19 protein-coding genes are annotated in these 18,418 nt (G+C 45.7%); all 19 read left to right on the top strand.

The genetic code is table 11. The features are described 5' to 3' along the window. Positions 1-90 precede the first annotated feature (90 nt). The 19 genes from trmJ to QMY49_RS11790 all read left to right on the top strand — a co-directional run bounded on the left by trmJ (position 91) and on the right by QMY49_RS11790 (position 18,263). Entirely contained in the window at positions 91-810 is a 720-nt protein-coding gene (gene trmJ / locus QMY49_RS11880) for a tRNA (cytosine(32)/uridine(32)-2'-O)-methyltransferase TrmJ (protein WP_101960752.1), read from the top strand. A gap of 125 nt (positions 811-935) precedes the next feature. Then, positions 936-1,442: a Fe-S cluster assembly transcriptional regulator IscR gene (iscR, locus tag QMY49_RS11875; protein ID WP_005381720.1), complete on the top strand. Its 507-nt coding sequence runs from the start codon at positions 936-938 to the stop codon at positions 1,440-1,442. Positions 1,443-1,470: 28 nt separating this feature from the next. After that, positions 1,471-2,685, top strand: a complete 1,215-nt coding sequence (locus QMY49_RS11870) for an IscS subfamily cysteine desulfurase (protein WP_005447719.1) — start codon at positions 1,471-1,473, stop codon at positions 2,683-2,685. A 37-nt stretch (positions 2,686-2,722) separates the two neighbouring features. Then, positions 2,723-3,106 (top strand): Fe-S cluster assembly scaffold IscU, encoded by a 384-nt coding sequence (gene iscU, locus QMY49_RS11865; protein WP_005424883.1) that lies wholly within the window; start codon positions 2,723-2,725, stop codon positions 3,104-3,106. A gap of 73 nt (positions 3,107-3,179) precedes the next feature. Then, positions 3,180-3,503 carry an iron-sulfur cluster assembly protein IscA gene (gene iscA, locus QMY49_RS11860; RefSeq protein WP_005424893.1) on the top strand — a complete coding sequence of 108 codons (324 nt, stop codon included), beginning with the start codon at positions 3,180-3,182 and terminating at the stop codon, positions 3,501-3,503. Positions 3,504-3,558: 55 nt separating this feature from the next. After that, positions 3,559-4,074, top strand: coding sequence for a co-chaperone HscB (gene hscB / locus QMY49_RS11855; protein ID WP_005447715.1), 516 nt, complete (start codon positions 3,559-3,561; stop codon positions 4,072-4,074). A gap of 21 nt (positions 4,075-4,095) precedes the next feature. Next, positions 4,096-5,949 carry a Fe-S protein assembly chaperone HscA gene (hscA, locus tag QMY49_RS11850; RefSeq protein ID WP_283311647.1) on the top strand — a complete coding sequence of 618 codons (1,854 nt, stop codon included), beginning with the start codon at positions 4,096-4,098 and terminating at the stop codon, positions 5,947-5,949. 13 nt (positions 5,950-5,962) lie between these two features. After that, positions 5,963-6,301 (top strand): ISC system 2Fe-2S type ferredoxin, encoded by a 339-nt coding sequence (fdx, locus tag QMY49_RS11845; protein ID WP_005424889.1) that lies wholly within the window; start codon positions 5,963-5,965, stop codon positions 6,299-6,301. 44 nt (positions 6,302-6,345) lie between these two features. After that, positions 6,346-6,540, top strand: coding sequence for a Fe-S cluster assembly protein IscX (gene iscX, locus QMY49_RS11840; RefSeq protein WP_005424887.1), 195 nt, complete (start codon positions 6,346-6,348; stop codon positions 6,538-6,540). 172 nt (positions 6,541-6,712) lie between these two features. Beyond that, entirely contained in the window at positions 6,713-8,011 is a 1,299-nt protein-coding gene (gene pepB, locus QMY49_RS11835) for an aminopeptidase PepB (RefSeq protein ID WP_005447710.1), read from the top strand. Between the two features lie 100 nt (positions 8,012-8,111). Beyond that, entirely contained in the window at positions 8,112-8,537 is a 426-nt protein-coding gene (gene ndk, locus QMY49_RS11830; RefSeq protein WP_005440311.1) for a nucleoside-diphosphate kinase, read from the top strand. A gap of 210 nt (positions 8,538-8,747) precedes the next feature. Beyond that, a complete protein-coding gene (gene rlmN, locus QMY49_RS11825) occupies positions 8,748-9,875 on the top strand; it encodes a dual-specificity RNA methyltransferase RlmN (protein ID WP_009697672.1) in 1,128 nt (375 codons plus the stop codon). A 419-nt stretch (positions 9,876-10,294) separates the two neighbouring features. Beyond that, the gene (gene rodZ, locus QMY49_RS11820; RefSeq protein WP_017188502.1) at positions 10,295-11,260 is read left to right on the top strand and encodes a cytoskeleton protein RodZ; all 966 of its coding nucleotides are present in this window, start codon (positions 10,295-10,297) and stop codon (positions 11,258-11,260) included. Positions 11,261-11,265: 5 nt separating this feature from the next. Beyond that, complete coding sequence (gene ispG / locus QMY49_RS11815) at positions 11,266-12,384, top strand: flavodoxin-dependent (E)-4-hydroxy-3-methylbut-2-enyl-diphosphate synthase (RefSeq protein WP_005424674.1); 1,119 nt, start codon at positions 11,266-11,268, stop codon at positions 12,382-12,384. A 55-nt stretch (positions 12,385-12,439) separates the two neighbouring features. Then, positions 12,440-13,708: a histidine--tRNA ligase gene (gene hisS / locus QMY49_RS11810; RefSeq protein ID WP_005447704.1), complete on the top strand. Its 1,269-nt coding sequence runs from the start codon at positions 12,440-12,442 to the stop codon at positions 13,706-13,708. 126 nt (positions 13,709-13,834) lie between these two features. Then, entirely contained in the window at positions 13,835-14,449 is a 615-nt protein-coding gene (locus QMY49_RS11805; RefSeq protein ID WP_283311639.1) for a YfgM family protein, read from the top strand. A gap of 12 nt (positions 14,450-14,461) precedes the next feature. Further along, complete coding sequence (gene bamB / locus QMY49_RS11800; protein WP_283311637.1) at positions 14,462-15,622, top strand: outer membrane protein assembly factor BamB; 1,161 nt, start codon at positions 14,462-14,464, stop codon at positions 15,620-15,622. A gap of 181 nt (positions 15,623-15,803) precedes the next feature. Continuing rightward, positions 15,804-17,300 carry a ribosome biogenesis GTPase Der gene (gene der / locus QMY49_RS11795; protein WP_009697676.1) on the top strand — a complete coding sequence of 499 codons (1,497 nt, stop codon included), beginning with the start codon at positions 15,804-15,806 and terminating at the stop codon, positions 17,298-17,300. A gap of 93 nt (positions 17,301-17,393) precedes the next feature. Continuing rightward, the gene (locus tag QMY49_RS11790) at positions 17,394-18,263 is read left to right on the top strand and encodes an alanyl-tRNA editing protein (RefSeq protein WP_009697677.1); all 870 of its coding nucleotides are present in this window, start codon (positions 17,394-17,396) and stop codon (positions 18,261-18,263) included. The last annotated feature ends 155 nt before the right edge of the window (positions 18,264-18,418 follow it).

The raw sequence follows: 18,418 nt of genomic DNA, 5'->3' as shown, positions 1-18,418 counted from the left end.
TGAGAATGCGAATAGAAGCCCGCTTCACTCTAGGGTGTATTAGAAAATTATGATAATATCCCTCGGTTTTAATTCAGGTAGCAAACACAGATGTTGGATCAAGTAAAAATCGTACTCGTCGGAACTTCTCATTCAGGCAACATTGGCTCGGCAGCTCGAGCAATGAAAGTCATGGGTTTAAGCCAACTAGTATTGGTTGAGCCGCAATGTGAAGTCGATGATCAAACCCTTGCGCTTGCTGCTGGTGCTGGTGATATTGCTCAAAATGCCACTGTAGTAAGTACGCTTGAAGAAGCCATTGAAGATTGTGGTCTTGTTGTGGGTTCAAGTGCTCGCTCACGTACACTTGAATGGCCAATGCTTGAGCCACGTGAGTGTGGAGAAAAGTTTGCAGTTGAAGGGCAAAAGCACCCAGTTGCATTGGTCTTTGGTCGAGAAAGAACCGGTCTAACGAATGATGAACTGCAAAAGTGTCACTATCATGTTTGCATTCCTGCTAACCCTGAATACAGTTCGCTTAACTTAGCGATGGCCGTCCAAACGTTGAGCTATGAAGTTCGCGTTGCACACCTCAACCTAGAGCAAAGCCAATACGCCCCAAGTGAGCCTGAAGAGTATCCACGTCATAAAGAGCTAGAAATGTTCTTTGAGCACCTTGAAAAGGTGATGGTTGATACCCAATTTATCAACAAAGAACAGCCGGGTCAGGTGATGAACAAGCTGCGTCGTTTGTACTCACGTGCACGACCAGAGGCGCAAGAGTTGAATATTCTGCGCGGTGTTTTGACGGCGATCGAAAAGAAACTCTGAACAAATAATAACCACTTTAGGTGTAAGGATGAATACCTGACTAAAATAGTCAAATAAATACTTGACCGTTTTAGTCAGGTATGGAAAAATCCTAATCATTACAAACCATGTGGATACGGTGTGGTATGAAACTTACATCTAAAGGAAGATATGCGGTGACAGCCATGCTGGATGTGGCACTGCATTCGCAACAAAACCCAGTACCTCTTGCAGATATCTCAGAGCGTCAAGGGATCTCGCTCTCATACTTAGAGCAGCTTTTTTCAAAATTGCGTAAAGCAGGTCTTGTAGCCAGCGTTCGTGGTCCTGGTGGTGGTTACCGACTTGGAGCAGACGCGCACAGCATTGCCATTGGCACTGTGATTGCCGCGGTTGATGAGTCAGTAGACGCAACCAAATGCCAAGGCAAAGGCGATTGCCAGGGTGGTACTCGTTGCTTAACTCACACCCTATGGCGTGACCTGAGCTCTCGTATTAGTGACTTCTTGAATAACATTACGCTCGGTGAGCTAATGACAGACAATGAAGTTTTAGAAATTTCTGATCGTCAGGACATTGATCTGGCGGTAACTCATGGGCTTTCAAACAAAAATACAACCGCCGCGCCCATCGGTGTAAACGTCCGCTCTTAGCGGTCAGCATTTTACATTGGAGTAGAGAATGAAACTGCCGATTTATCTTGATTATTCCGCTACATGTCCAGTAGATCCTCGTGTTGCTGAAAAAATGGTTCAGTACATGACAATGGATGGCACATTTGGCAACCCAGCTTCGCGTTCGCACCGTTACGGCTGGCAGGCAGAAGAAGCTGTAGATACTGCTCGTGAGCAAATTGCTGACCTTCTAAATGCAGATCCTCGCGAAATCGTATTCACATCTGGTGCGACAGAGTCTGACAACCTTGCTATCAAAGGTGCAGCACATTTTTACTCTAAGAAGGGTAAACACGTAATCACTTGTAAAACAGAGCATAAAGCGGTTCTTGACCCATGTCGTCAACTAGAACGCGAAGGCTTTGAAGTGACTTACCTAGAGCCAGAATCAAACGGTCTGATCGATCTAAACAAACTTCAAGCAGCGATGCGAGAAGACACTGTTTTGGTATCAATCATGCATGTTAACAACGAGATTGGTGTAATCCAAGACATCGCTGCAATCGGCGAACTATGTCGTGAACGTAAGATTGTGTTCCACGTGGATGCGGCACAGTCTGCGGGCAAACTGCCAATCGATGTTCAAGAATTGAAAGTTGACCTAATTTCACTGTCTGCGCACAAAGTATACGGTCCTAAAGGCATTGGCGCACTTTACGTACGTCGTAAGCCTCGTATCCGTCTGGAAGCGCAAATGCACGGTGGTGGTCATGAGCGTGGTTTCCGTTCGGGTACACTTCCAACTCACCAAATCGTGGGTATGGGTGAAGCGTTCCGTGTAGCGAAGGAAGACATGCAAAAAGATTACGATCACGCGCTAGCACTTCGTAACCGTCTTCTAGATGGCGTTAAAGATCTAGAAGCAGTAACGGTGAACGGTGATCTTGAACAGCGTGTTCCACACAACCTAAACGTGAGCTTTGCATTCGTAGAAGGTGAATCTCTACTGATGTCACTGAAAGACCTAGCAGTCTCTTCTGGTAGTGCTTGTACATCAGCGAGCCTAGAGCCATCTTACGTTCTTCGTGCACTTGGTCTAGACGACGAATTGGCGCACAGCTCAGTACGTTTCTCATTTGGTCGTTTCACGACTGAAGCAGAAATTGATTACGCAATTGAACAAATCCGCGTTGCAGTGACTAAGCTACGCGACATGTCTCCTCTATGGGATATGTACAAGGAAGGGGTTGATCTGAGCACTGTTGAATGGGCTCACCATTAATCTCACGGACTGAATAGAGGATTCGAGGTAATTTATCATGGCATACAGCGAAAAAGTAATTGATCACTACGAGAACCCACGTAACGTTGGTTCGTTCGATAAAGAAGACCCATCAGTAGGCAGCGGCATGGTTGGCGCACCAGCTTGTGGTGACGTAATGAAGCTTCAAATCAAAGTGACGCCAGAAGGCATCATTGAAGACGCGAAATTCAAAACATACGGTTGTGGTAGTGCAATCGCTTCAAGCTCACTAGTAACTGAGTGGGTAAAAGGCAAGTCTATCGACGAAGCGGCATCTATCAAAAACTCTGAGATTGCAGAAGAGCTAGAGCTTCCACCAGTGAAAGTTCACTGCTCAATCCTTGCGGAAGACGCAATCAAAGCAGCGGTTGCTGACTACAAGAAAAAACACCAGGAATAATTATTCCGTATATAATGGGAGCCCTTGAAATGCTCCCATTCCAAAACGTAATTTAGACAGACTAAGGTGCAGTATGGCCATCACAATGACAGAATCAGCGGCAAGTCGCGTAAAAGCATTCCTAGATAACCGAGGTAAAGGTATCGGTTTGCGTCTTGGAGTGAAGACGACAGGCTGTTCCGGCATGGCTTACGTTCTTGAGTTTGTTGATGATCTAAACGAAGAAGATGAAGTTTTTGAACTGTCGGATGTAAAGATCATCATTGATAAGAAAAGCCTAGTATACCTAGACGGTACTGAGCTGGATTACGTTAAGGAAGGGTTGAATGAAGGTTTTGAATTCAACAACCCTAACGCGAAAAGTGAATGTGGTTGTGGTGAAAGCTTCAACGTCTAATTGACTGTCCTTCTGGGCAAGCGAGTCCAGAAGGCTTTACTAGGACCCGATCTTAATGAATCACTTTGAATTATTTGGGCTACCAAGTCAGTTTCAGCTGGATGGTAGCCTTCTTTCTTCTCAGTTCCGAGAACTACAAAAACGCTTCCACCCAGACAACTTTGCGACTGCCTCAGAGCGTGATCGCTTGATGGCTGTTCAAAAAGCAGCGCAAATCAACGATGCGTATCAAATACTTAAGCATCCAATCTCTCGCGCTGAATACATATTGGCAGAAAACGGCACAGAAATTCGTGGTGAGCAACAAACCATGCAAGACCCGATGTTCCTAATGGAACAAATGGAACTGCGTGAAGAACTGGAAGACATTGCTGACAGCTCTGATCCTGAATCAGCGCTTTTTGACTTCGATTCTAAGGTCAGCAAAATGTACAAACAGCATTTGGCGAGTGTAGAACAAGAACTTGACCAAGGTCTTTGGGCGGAAGCTGCAGACCGAGTTCGTAAACTCAAATTCATTGCCAAGCTAAAGAACGAAATTGAACTGGTTGAAGACAAGCTCCTCGGCTAGTTAGCGCGACAAGGACCCATCATGGCATTACTTCAAATCGCAGAACCGGGCCAAAGCTCGGCACCTCATGAGCACAAGTTAGCAGCGGGTATCGACTTAGGTACTACCAACTCTTTGGTTGCGTCTGTTCGCAGCGGTGACGCAAACACACTGAAAGACGATCAAGGTCGTAGCATTTTGCCTTCTGTGGTGAACTACGCAGAGGACTCGGCTTTAGTTGGTTACGAGGCAAAAGCAAAAGCAGAGCAAGAACCAGAAAACACCATTATTTCGGTAAAACGTCTGATTGGTCGTTCACTAAAAGACATTCAAGCTCGCTACCCATCTTTGCCTTACCAATTTAAAGAAAGCGACAACGGTCTGCCTATTTTGCAAACTGCACAAGGTGACAAGAACCCGATTGAAGTGTCTGCCGATATTCTTAAAGCACTAGGAAAACGTGCAGAAGAGACACTCGGCGGCGAGTTAGCTGGCGTGGTTATTACTGTTCCTGCTTACTTTGATGATGCTCAACGTGCTGGTACAAAAGATGCGGCGAAATTGGCGGGGCTTCATGTGCTACGTCTGCTTAACGAGCCGACAGCTGCAGCGATCGCTTACGGCCTAGACTCTGGTCAAGAGGGCGTGATTGCGGTTTACGATCTAGGTGGCGGTACGTTCGATATCTCCATCCTACGTTTGTCAAAAGGCGTATTTGAAGTATTAGCGACAGGTGGTGATTCTGCGCTAGGCGGTGATGATTTTGACCACCTATTAGCGGATTACCTAATGGAGCAAGCTGGTCTAGAAGCGCCGCTTTCTGCTGAGAAAAACCGTGCACTACTGAACATTGCAACAGCAACTAAGATTGCTTTCTCTGAGCAAGACAGTGTTGATGTTGATGTATTTGGTTGGAAAGGTTCTGTGACTCGCGAGCAGTTCGAAGATCTGATTCGTCCGCTAGTGAAGAAAACCCTGATGTCTTGCCGTCGTGCATTGAAAGATGCGGATGTGGATGCGGAAGACGTACTTGAAGCGGTTATGGTTGGCGGTTCAACTCGCACATTGCTTGTTCGTGAAATGGTAGGCGAATTCTTCGGTCGTACACCACTGACAAGCATTAACCCAGATGAAGTTGTTGCAATCGGCGCGGGTATTCAAGCAGATATCCTAGCGGGTAACAAACCTGACTCTGAGATGCTGCTTCTGGACGTTATTCCTTTATCTCTTGGTATTGAAACCATGGGCGGCTTGGTTGAGAAAATCATTCCACGTAACACCACTATTCCTGTGGCTCGTGCGCAAGAGTTTACGACGTTCAAAGATGGTCAAACGGCAATGAGCGTGCACACCGTACAAGGTGAACGAGAAATGGTGGATGACTGTCGTTCACTGGCTCGTTTCTCATTAAAAGGCATTCCACCGATGGCGGCTGGTGCTGCACACATTCGCGTGACGTACCAAGTGGACGCTGATGGTCTGTTGTCTGTCACTGCGATGGAAAAGAGCACGGGTGTTCAGGCTGAAATCCAAGTGAAACCTTCTTACGGTTTAAGCGATGACGAAGTCGCAAACATGCTGCGTGACTCGATGACTTACGCGAAAGAAGACATGCAAGCTCGTGCACTGGCTGAGCAGCGCGTAGAAGCGGATCGTGTGATTGAAGGTTTGATTGCTGCGATGCAAGCTGATGGTGATGAACTACTATCAGACCAAGAGAAACAAGACCTATTAAAAGTGATTGAAGCGCTGATTGAACTGCGCAACGGCGAAGATGCGGACGCTATCGAGCAAGGCATCAAAGACACCGACAAAGCAAGCCAAGATTTTGCGTCGCGCCGTATGGATAAATCGATTCGAGCTGCACTGTCAGGTCAGTCAGTTAATGATATATAAGAGATAAGTAGTTATGCCTAAGATTATTGTATTACCACACGAAGATTTGTGCCCAGAGGGTGCAGTGTTGGAAGCAAACACTGGTGACACCGTTCTAGACGTAGCGCTAAAAAATGGCATTGGTATCGAACACGCATGTGAAAAGTCATGTGCATGTACTACCTGCCACGTGATCATTCGTGAAGGTTTTGATTCGCTAGAAGAGAGTGAAGAGCTAGAAGATGACATGCTAGATAAAGCATGGGGCCTTGAGCCTGAATCTCGCCTTGGTTGCCAAGCAAAAGTAGCGGATGAAGATTTGGTTGTTGAAATTCCAAAATACACGCTAAACCACGCGTCGGAAGATCACTAATACTATCTCCCCAACATAGGGGCGAAGCAAAAGGAAGATGAGCAATGAAATGGACAGATTCTCGCGATATCGCGATTGAGCTTTGTGACAAGTTTCCCGACTTAGATCCTAAAACCGTACGTTTTACCGATCTTCACCAATGGATCATGGAGTTGGATGAGTTTGACGATGAGCCAAACCATTGTAATGAAAAGATTCTAGAAGCGGTTATCTTGTGCTGGATGGACGAAGCAGATTAATGCTCAATTCGGCGGTAAAACGCAGCAGAGTTAACAATTCTCACTAAAAAAAGCGGACCTTTAGGTCCGTTTTTTTATCAAGTTGACATTTTTACCCTACATAATGCTAACATCCGTTAGTTATTAAAAAAGAAGAGGCGTAGGCAACGCCGTTATAAGACAAGGAGAAACCATGTCTACACAGATGTCTGTATTTCTTAGCCAAGAACCAGCGGCACCACATTGGGGCGACAAAGCACTGCTTTCTTTCGCTGAGAATGGCGCAACCATTCACCTAGGTGAAGGTCACGATCTTGGTGCGATTCAACGTGCAGCGCGTCAACTCGATGGCCAAGGAATTCGTTCAGTTTTACTTGCTGGTGATAACTGGGATTTGGAGAGCGTTTGGGCATTCCACCAAGGTTACCGCAACCCGAAAAAACACGGCACACTAGAATGGGTTGAGCTTTCTGAGCAAGACCAAGCAGAGCTTCACGCTCGCATCACTTCTACGGACTTTACTCGCGATATCATCAACAAAACTGCAGAAGAAGTTGCGCCACGTCAATTGGCAACCATGGCAGCTGAATTCATCAAATCTATCGCGCCACAAGGTACAGTAACGGCTCGTATCGTTAAAGATAAAGATCTGCTTTCTGAAGGTTGGGAAGGTATTTATGCCGTAGGTCGTGGCTCTGAGCGCACATCGGCAATGCTGCAACTTGATTACAACCCAACAGGCGATGAAAACGCACCAGTCTTTGCATGTCTAGTAGGTAAAGGCATCACCTTTGATTCAGGTGGTTACAGCTTGAAGCCATCAAACTTCATGACAGCAATGAAAGCGGATATGGGCGGTTCAGGTACGATTACTGGCGGTCTTGGTCTTGCTATTCTTCGTGGTCTTAATAAGCGTGTAAAGCTTATCCTTTGTTGTGCGGAGAACATGGTCTCTGGTCGCGCACTTAAACTGGGCGACATCATCACTTACAAAAATGGTAAGACCGTTGAGATCATGAATACCGACGCAGAAGGTCGTTTGGTTCTTGCTGATGGTCTTATTTACGCAAGTGAGCAAAACCCTGAACTGATCATTGACTGTGCGACCCTAACGGGCGCAGCGAAGAATGCACTAGGGAACGATTACCATGCATTAATGAGCTTTGATGATGAGCTTTCTCATCAAGCGCTAACGGCGGCAAACCAAGAGAAAGAAGGTCTGTGGCCACTGCCTCTTGCTGATTTTCACCGTGGCATGCTGCCGTCAAACTTTGCTGACCTATCTAACATCAGTTCTGGCGATTACTCACCTGGCGCAAGTACAGCTGCAGCATTCTTGTCTTACTTTGTCGAGGATTACAAGAAAGGTTGGTTGCACTTTGACTGTGCAGGCACGTACCGTAAGTCAGCGTCTGATAAGTGGGCTGCAGGCGCAACAGGCATGGGTGTTCGCACACTTGCTCGTTTCTTGAACGAACAAGCAGCAAAATAAGACTTTTACCAGTGCAGACACCCCGTCTGTACTGGTATAACTAAGAGAGACGCAAGTCACTCATATAAAACTATTATTACAAGTACAAAAAGGAAACTTTATGGCTCTAGAAAGAACGTTTTCAATTGTTAAGCCCGACGCTGTAGAACGCAACCTGATTGGTGAAATCTACCACCGTATCGAAAAGGCGGGTCTACGTATCGTTGCTGCAAAAATGGTTCATCTGACAGAAGAACAGGCGAGCGGTTTTTACGCAGAACATGAAGGCAAACCTTTTTTCCCTGCACTGAAAGAGTTCATGACATCTGGTCCTATCATGGTTCAGGTTCTTGAAGGTGAAGATGCAATCGCACGCTACCGTGAGCTAATGGGCAAAACAAACCCAGAAGAAGCAGCATGTGGCACTATCCGTGCCGATTACGCACTAAGCATGCGCCATAACTCTGTTCATGGTTCGGATAGCCCTGAGTCAGCAGCTCGTGAAATCGAGTACTTCTTCCCAGAGTCAGAGATTTGCCCTCGCTAATCTTGTACTAATTTGCTTCCTAAGCCTCGGATCTTTCCGGGGCTTTTTCTTATCTGTTACTTAGAAAGAATGAATGATAATAATTGGCTAAAATTTAATCATTAATATTTTAATGCCTTAGCGAAGTCGGGGTCTTACAGCCCTTGTTGTAGCTGCATAAAGGCTGTACAATTCGCGCCCTTATTCTTGTTTCAGTCATTGAGAGGCAACATGACCACTGAAAAAATCAATCTACTCGACTTTGATCGCAAGGGCATGCGTCAATTTTTCGCGGAAGAGCTAGGCGAAAAAGCGTTCCGTGCTGATCAGGTTATGAAGTGGATCTACCATTTCGGTGTTGATGACTTCGATAACATGACGAACATCAACAAGAAACTACGTGAAAAACTGCAGCACAAGTGTGAAATCAAAGCACCAACGGTAGCAGAGGCTCAACATTCTTCAGACGGCACAATTAAGTGGGCGATGAAGGTGGGTGACCAAGACGTAGAAACGGTCTACATCCCAGAAGATGACCGCGCAACATTATGTGTGTCTTCTCAGGTTGGTTGTGCGCTGGAGTGTAAGTTCTGTTCAACCGCTCAACAAGGTTTCAACCGTAACCTAAAAGTATCTGAAATCATTGGTCAGGTATGGCGTGCTGCACGTGAAATCGGCTTACAGAAAGAAACGGGTCGCCGTCCAATCACTAACGTAGTGATGATGGGGATGGGTGAGCCACTTCTTAACATGAAGAACCTTATCCCTGCGCTTGAAATCATGCTTGATGATCTTGGTTTCGGTCTTTCTAAGCGTCGAGTTACCGTATCAACGTCAGGTGTTGTTTCTGGTCTTGATCAGATGACCGGTAAAATTGATGTAGCATTGGCGATTTCTCTTCATGCACCAAACGACAAGCTACGTAGTGAAATCATGCCGATCAACGACCGTTGGGATATCCAAGATTTTCTCGCGTCTGTTCGCCGTTACATCGCGTCTTCAAATGCTAACCGCGGTAAAGTTACGGTAGAGTACGTGCTGCTTGATCATGTTAATGATGACATGGACCACGCACGTGAGTTGGCAGAGCTAATGAAAGATACGCCATGCAAGATCAACCTGATTCCATTTAACCCGTACCCAGGTTCACCTTACAAGAAACCAAGTAACTCACGTATTGACCGTTTCCAAAAAACATTGATGCAATATGACCACACCGTAACGGTTCGTAAAACACGTGGTGATGATATTGATGCTGCGTGTGGTCAGTTAGTCGGTGATGTTATTGACCGTACGAAACGTACCGCAGCTTTAAAAGCAGCACGTGGTGCTGAAACTATCGATGTAAAAGCGGTTTAAGACGCCAAGAATAAAGAAATAGCCAGAGCCTTATGCTCTGGCTATTTTGTTTATTACAAGTGGATTGTCATTTGATGCTGACAGACTGAACGGTGCTAATTTTACTTTGCTGTGTCAATTTTTGGACAAAAGCTTGAGCTATCTGTTAATTTGAGAGCAAAGAGTTTTTGTCTTCGTTAAACATTCGCTTATCATGGTGAGTGAAATATAACTACGACATTGACTATTCTCAGTATTTTTTCCAATACGCTTTGCTGAACCATTGCAAGACGAGCATTCTTACTCTGACTACTGAGAATTTCTAAAAGATTATTTTTGGTTAACGCGTTTAGGCTAGCTATCTTTAAGTGAGGCTTAATTAGAACAAAAACGAAAATAAATAACTGCGTTAGCCACCAAACAGATTAAATACCGCCATTATGACAGAACACGAAAAGACTAATGAAGTGCCGCTTTCTATGGAAGCAGGCACAATACTAAAAAACAAACGCGAATCTCTAGGCATGACTCAGAAGCACGTTGCTGATCGCCTTAGACTTCGCGTTTCTGTTATTGAAGACATTGAAAACAATCGATTTGAAGAACAACAGGTCACGACATTCACGCGTGGCTATTTGCGTTCGTATGCAAAGCTTGTTGGTCTTGATGAAAAGATTGTTTTGGCAGCTTTAGAGCAAACATCTGAAGTTCATGTGAAGCCGCAAGAAACAGAGATGCAAAGCTTCTCTCGTAAAACCAAGCACGAGAAACACAACAGCCGAATTATGTTGCTGACTTGGGCCATCGCGATCGTGATTACCGGTATCTCCGCGGCATGGTGGTGGCAAAACCAACAAGAGAATAGCCTTGCACAGTTGAGTTCTGAAACGGCAGAAACAGAACATGTTGCCAATGATGCTGATATCGATCAGATGAGCGCAGATGAGCTAATCGCAAGCACTCCAGCTGAAATTGCTCCTGTATCTGCTGCGCCAGCGGTTGTTTCTGAAGCTGATACGACAATGAGCGCGACTGATGAGGGGATGGCTGAGTCAACAGTAACTCCGACAGCTGAAGCTGTTGAGGAAACCGCTCAAGAGCCTGTTGCGGTTATCGAAGATGCTCAAGCGGCAGAAGAGCCAGTAACTCCAGTTATTCCAGAAGGCATGACGTTACTGACTATGAAATTTAAAGCTGATTGCTGGATTCAAGTTAAAGACGCAAACGGCAAAACACTGGTAAGTGGTACTCGTAAACCGGGTCAAGATGTAGAACTTGCCGGAAAAGCACCGTTTAAAGTGATATTAGGCGCACCTGAAGGCGTAACAATGACATTTGCAAGTGAACCTGTCGACCTTTCTGGGTATACTTCAGGCAAAGTAGCTAGATTCACTTTACCGTTATAAATATTATGCAACACGAATCTCCAATTATTCGTCGTAAATCGACGCGTATTTATGTGGGTGATGTGCCAATTGGTGATGGTGCACCAATTGCTGTACAGTCAATGACAAACACTCGCACGACTGATGTGGAAGCCACAGTCGCACAAATCCGAGCATTAGAAAAAGTGGGTGCAGACATTGTACGTGTTTCTGTTCCTACCATGGATGCGGCGGAAGCCTTTAAGCTTATCAAACAGCAAGTGTCAGTGCCGCTCGTTGCGGACATCCACTTCGACTACCGTATTGCACTGAAAGTGGCAGAGTACGGTGTTGACTGTTTGCGCATTAACCCAGGTAACATTGGCAACGAAGAGCGTATTCGTTCGGTTGTTGATTGTGCCCGTGACAAAAACATCCCAATCCGTATTGGCGTCAACGGTGGCTCTTTAGAAAAAGATCTGCAGATGAAATACGGTGAGCCAACGCCAGAAGCATTGGTGGAATCGGCGATGCGTCATGTGGATCATCTAGACCGCCTTAACTTTGACCAGTTCAAAGTTAGTGTGAAAGCGTCGGATGTATTCCTAGCGGTGGATTCATACCGCCTATTGGCAAAGCAGATTGACCAGCCACTACACCTCGGTATCACCGAAGCTGGTGGTGCAAGAGCTGGTGCTGTGAAGTCATCGGTTGGTCTTGGTATGCTTTTAGCTGAAGGCATCGGTGATACGCTACGTATCTCGTTGGCGGCAGATCCGGTAGAAGAGATCAAAGTTGGCTTTGATATTCTTAAGTCTCTGCGTATTCGCTCACGTGGTATCAACTTTATTGCCTGTCCAAGCTGCTCACGTCAGGAATTCGACGTGATTAACACAGTAAACGCATTGGAAGAGCGCCTAGAAGACATCATCACACCTATGGATGTGTCTATCATCGGCTGTGTCGTAAACGGCCCAGGTGAAGCTGAGGTTTCACACCTAGGTCTGGCAGGCAGCAACAAGAAGAGCGCATTCTACGAAGACGGAAAACGTCAGAAAGAGCGTTTTGACAACGATGATCTAGTGAATCAGCTAGAAGCGAAAATCCGTGCGAAAGCATCTGTATTAGATCAAGCTAACCGCATCGATATCAAACAAGAAGATTAATCTCATAGCTTGAGCACACTAAGTGTGCTCGGGTTACTAAGCGACGGTAATAATTGTGGCAAAGAAAATCCAAGCAATCCGAGGCATGAACGATTGCCTTCCAACTCAGTCTCCGCTGTGGCAAAAACTTGAAAACGCAGTAAAAAGTACTGTGAGCGCATACGGCTATAACGAAGTGCGCATGCCAATCGTTGAAGAAACAAACCTATTCAGCCGTGCGGTTGGTGAAGAGACTGATGTCGTTTCAAAAGAAATGTACACTTTTGATGATCGTAACGGAGACAGCCTAACACTTCGCCCTGAAGGTACGGCGGGTTGTGTGCGTGCATGTATTCAAAACAGTCTGATCAACCGTGACGAACAACGTCTGTGGTACATGGGACCTATGTTCCGCCATGAGCGTCCGCAGAAAGGTCGTTACCGTCAATTCCACCAGTGTGGTGTTGAGGTGTTCGGTCTCAATGGTCCAGACGTTGATGCTGAGCTTATCATGATGACTGCACGTCTATGGCGTGAGCTGGGTATCAATGAGCATGTTCGTCTTGAGCTTAACTCTATCGGTTCTCAAGAAGATCGCGCAGACTACCGCACGGCACTGGTTGCATTCCTTGAGCAACATATCGATGTGCTAGACGAAGATTGTAAGCGTCGCATGCACACGAACCCACTGCGAGTTCTGGATACGAAGAACCCTGATGTTCAGGCTATTTTAGGTGATGCACCTCGCCTTTCTGAGTACTTAGGTGAAGAATCTAAAGCACACTTCGCAGGTCTATGTGAACTTTTAGACGCTGCAGGTATCGAATACACAGTTAACGAGCGTCTAGTTCGTGGTCTGGATTACTACAACCGCACGGTATTTGAATGGATCACTGAGAGCCTAGGTGCTCAAGGTACAGTATGTGGCGGTGGTCGTTACGATGGTCTTGTAGAACAATTGGGTGGCAGTGCAACACCTGCCGTTGGCTTTGCCATGGGTCTAGAGCGCCTTGTACTGATGCTAGAAACGCTAGAGCTAACAGACGTTCGTCGCAGTGTAGATGTTTACGTTGTGACAGCAGGCGAAGGCACAATGATGGTTGGTATGAAGCTAGCAGAACAGCTTCGTGAAGCTATTCCAGGCGTTCGTGTGATGAGTCACTTCGGTGGTGGTAACTTCAAGAAACAGTTTAAGCGCGCAGATAAAGTCGGTGCTGTAGTAGCATTGGTTCTGGGCGAAAACGAAGTTGCAGAAAACACCGTAGTACTAAAAGACTTGGTGGGTGGTGAGCAAGAGACTTACAACCAAACAGAAGTTGCTGAGAAGATCGCAGCACTGATTTAAGTCTTTTAATAAGCTAAAGATTAAAATCCTAATTCGTAATAGTAAGGCTCCCAAGATAGGAGCCTTTCGACGAAATAGGAACAATGGCAGCCTCGCTGTCATTTACATGTTTTAAGAGGACAGGAAGTGGAACTTTACGATACTGAAGAACAACAAGTTGAAGCCATTAAAGACTGGTGGAAGGAAAACGGCAAAGCCGTCATCATCGGTGCGGTTGTTGGTTTAGGTGGTCTATTTGGCTGGCGTTACTACCAGGATTCTGTGATTCAGGCGAGTGAAGCAGCTTCTCAAAGCTACACAACAGTAATGAACGCCCTGCAAACCAAAGGTGCAGACGCACAAGCAGATATTCAAGCGTTCATCGACTCAAACAAAGTTAAAGAATACTCAGTACTTGCTGCGCTCCAGCTAGCAAAAGTACAAGTAGATGCCAAAGATCTTTCAACTGCACTTGAGCAACTTAAGTGGGCTCAAAGCAACACTAAAGATGCCGCGCTAACTCCACTTATCAGCTACCGTATTGCGCGTATTGAAGCAGAAATGGGTAACTTTGACGCTGCAAATGCAGAACTAGGCAAAGTAACTGACGCTGCATGGACGGGTCGTATTGCAGAACTTCGTGGTGATATCGCTCTTCGTCAAGGTGACAAAGAGGCAGCATACACAGCATACACTGAAGCTCAACAAGCTGCAGATGCTAGCCCTGCACTACAAATGAAATTGGACGACCTGGCGAAATAAGGACCGCATTGGATGAAAAGAGTCTTTAAGAAAGCCTTGTTAGGGGCATTAACAGTGGGAATTCTGGCTGGTTGTGCTGGCGAGGAAGACACCATTGTCATGGCTCCATTGCCTCAGGTAGACAGTCAGTTTACGCCAAGTGCGGAATGGTCAACGTCGATTGGTGGTGGCGTAGGTCATTATTTCTCGAAGCTGTCTCCTGTTGTTGCTAACGACACATTGTTTGTTGCAAGTCGTGATGGTCTAGTCAAAGCATTAGATCCAGAAAACGGTAAGCTCAAATGGCAAACTGATCTAGAAGAAGGTGTGATTGCACGCCTTTCTGGTGGTATCACAGCTGCGTATGAACACCTTTACATTGGTTCTGAAAATGGTGAAGTGATTGCACTTGACCAAGAAACCGGTGACATCATCTGGCGTATCGAAGTAGGTGGTGAGGTGTTAGCGAAACCCGTCGCTGACTCTGGTTTGATCATTGTAAATACTAGCCGAGGCACTTTGATTGCTTTGGATGAAAGTACTGGTGAGCAACGCTGGGCGCTGAGCACAGAAGTTCCAAACCTAACGCTGCGTGGCGATAGCACGCCAACGGCTATTGGTGGTGGTGTATTCTGGGGGACAGCAAACGGTCGACTAGCTGCGGCAATTGTTGAACGTGGTCAATTGATCTGGCAACAACCAGTAGGTACTCCAAAAGGTGCTACGGAAATCGATCGTCTTGTAGACGTTGATTCTTCACCGATTGTACTGGGCGGCACTCTTTTCACTGTTGGTTACAACGGTCAACTTATTGCAATCGACTTACGTTCTGCAAATCCAATTTGGAAGCGTAACTACTCGTCAGCAACTGATATTGCTACAGACGGTAGCCGTATCTTCGTGATCACAGAAAAAGATCACGTAGTTGCAGTAGATGCACGCAGCGGTACAGAGCTTTGGGAAAACAGCAAGTTGGAATACCGCCAGCTTACTGCTCCAGTGATTGTTGATAACTATCTAGTGGTAGGCGACACATTAGGTTACCTACACTGGATGGATCGTTCGACTGGCGAATTCGTTGCACAACAATATGTCGATGACAGTGGTTTTGCTGTTGGTCCGACACTATTGTCTGATGGTTACGTGATTACAACTCGCAATGGCGATGTAAAGAAACTAACCATCAACGAATAATATCGTGATATAATTCACATTCGGCTCCTGGCTGGTAACAGTTAGGAGCCGTTTTGTTGTTTGAAATTTTTATTTATTAACCGTTATTCCTGACGTGGTTATAGGTAAAAAGCTGGTTTGATTTGGCATCAAGCAAGTCGTTACCTATAACTACAGAAGAAAGATTATTGTAGAGGTTGTTATGGTACCTGTTGTTGCTCTTGTGGGGCGTCCGAACGTAGGTAAATCTACACTATTTAACCGATTGACACGTACGCGTGATGCGTTGGTTGCGGACTTCCCTGGCCTAACGCGAGACCGTAAATATGGCCAAGCTCGCCTTGGCGAAGAACATGAATTCATCGTTATTGATACCGGCGGTATTGATGGCACGGAAGAAGGTGTAGAAACAAAGATGGCGGAACAATCGTTAGCAGCGATTGATGAAGCTGACGTAGTGCTATTCCTTGTTGACGGTCGTGCTGGATTAACACCATCGGATGAAGCGATTGCCGCGCATCTGCGTAAAATCGAAAAACCAGCAATGCTGGTAGTAAACAAGATCGATGGTATTGATGCTGATGCTGCTTGTGCCGATTTCTGGCAACTTGGTGTTGATGACATGTACCAAATCGCTGCGGCACACGGTCGTGGTGTGACAGCATTGTTGGAACGAGCGTTAGCGCCATTTTTCGATGATCTTCTAGCAAGCGAATCTGAAGAAGGTGAGATTGAAGATCTGACTGAATTCGAAGATGAAGAGCTAGCGATTGAAGATTACACCGAAGAAGATGCTGAAGCGGAGTTCAAACGTTTGCAAGACCAGCCAATCAAATTGGCAATCATTGGTCGTCCTAACGTTGGTAAATCAACACTAACAAACCGTATTCTTGGTGAAGAGCGCGTTGTGGTATACGACATGCCAGGCACCACTCGTGACTCTATCTATATCCCAATGGAACGTGATGGTCGTGAATACGTGTTGATCGATACTGCAGGCGTACGTCGTCGTGGTCGTATCAACGAAACAGTAGAGAAGTTCTCTGTTGTTAAAACACTGAAAGCCGTAGAAGACGCAAACGTGGTTCTATTGGTTATCGACGCGCGCGAAAACATTTCTGATCAAGACTTGAGTCTACTTGGCTTTGCATTGAACGCAGGTCGTTCAATCGTACTAGCCGTGAACAAGTGGGATGGTCTAGATAACGAAGTGAAAGAGAACGTGAAGAAAGAACTCGACCGCCGTTTAGGTTTCGTTGATTTTGCACGTATTCACTTTATCTCTGCGCTTCACGGTACAGGCGTTGGTCACTTGTTCGAATCGATTCAAGAAGCGTACAAGTCAGCAACGACACGCGTTGGTACTTCTGTTCTAACTCGTATCATGAAGATGGCAACAGACGATCACCAACCGCCAATGGTTCGTGGTCGCCGTATCAAACTGAAATATGCGCACGCGGGTGGTTACAACCCACCAATCGTGGTTATTCACGGTAATATGGTTCGCGATCTACCAGATTCATACAAACGTTACTTGATGAACTACTTCCGTAAGTCTCTGGAAATCATGGGTACACCAATCCGTATTAACTTCCAGAACAGCGATAACCCGTACGAAAACCGTACAAACAAGCTAACGCTGTCTCAAGAACGTAAGCGCAAGCGTATGATGTCTGCGGTGAAAAACCGCAACAAGTAATCGCTAAGATTTTCTGAATACCCAAGTTTCGACTTGGGTATTTTTTTATAAGCAGATTTTTGCTCGAACCAATGCATTAGAAGTATGACTAACATGACGATCACAGCTACCAAAACTCGCTTCTGTCATCAAACTTGGCAACTGGAAGCACCAGTACAACTTTCTCACTCAACTGAAGAAGTCACTTACGTTGTTACTGAGGAGACCCCTTTTCATCCTGTCAGCCACATTTGGCCAGATCATCCCGCTGACAAAGGCACACTAACTATTAAGGGCATGAGCTTTGAAGTGGTCGATTGCCAAGTTGGTGCGGTAGAACTTGCGAGTGGGAAGTTGTTCGTCGGTACTGAAATTCCGGTAAAACGTGATACGGAAGGGTGGGTGTTTGTTGTGGTACATGTGTTGCCACGTACAGAAGCTGTTGCCGTTGGTGATGCTGCATTACTAGAAGTAGATAAGGAATACCAACTGTCACTGAGTCGTGGTCATAGTGCTGGGCACATCGCATACCTTGCGCTCAACAAGGTACTTGCACAAAACTATTGGCGAAAAGATGCAGATCGTAAAGACCCACATGGTAATTATGACTTCAACAGCTATGCCCAAGAGACCAGCTTTGTTACCTCAGATAAATGTTTGGATACCTATCGTTTAGGTAAAACACTCCGTAAAAGGGGGTTAAACAGTGCAGATATGCTGTCTGACCTAAAAAGCATCGAACAACAGGTGAATGTTCTGTTGAGAGATTGGCTAAAAAGGGACGTTGCGATCACCATCGATTGCCATGGTGAACACCTTACTGATTCACGTTACTGGCAGTGTGATTTAGGCGAAGGTGAAATCGCTGTCATCCCTTGTGGGGGAACGCATGCGAGCCATTTGAATGACTTTGGTTCCATCCAAGTAACACTGGTGGAGATAGACTCACAAACCATCGAAATGCACACCGATGTAATTCGCTAATTTAGCTTTTTGATCTTTTTATTATATTCTGTTTATTTGTTTGCTTTCTCGGGAGTGTGGTTTTAAGTTCTGTTTTAAATTGAAAGACAGAATATGTAACTTATGCTTTCGGTATGTGGTTATATAAATATTCTTTTAAGGGGTGATCGCTGATC

The sequence above is a fragment of the Vibrio harveyi genome (genome assembly GCF_030060435.1).
Taxonomy (GTDB): Bacteria; Pseudomonadota; Gammaproteobacteria; order Enterobacterales; family Vibrionaceae; genus Vibrio; species Vibrio harveyi.
The sequence above is the reverse complement of the archived record's forward strand: the minus strand, read 5'-3'. Positions and strand labels throughout refer to the sequence as shown.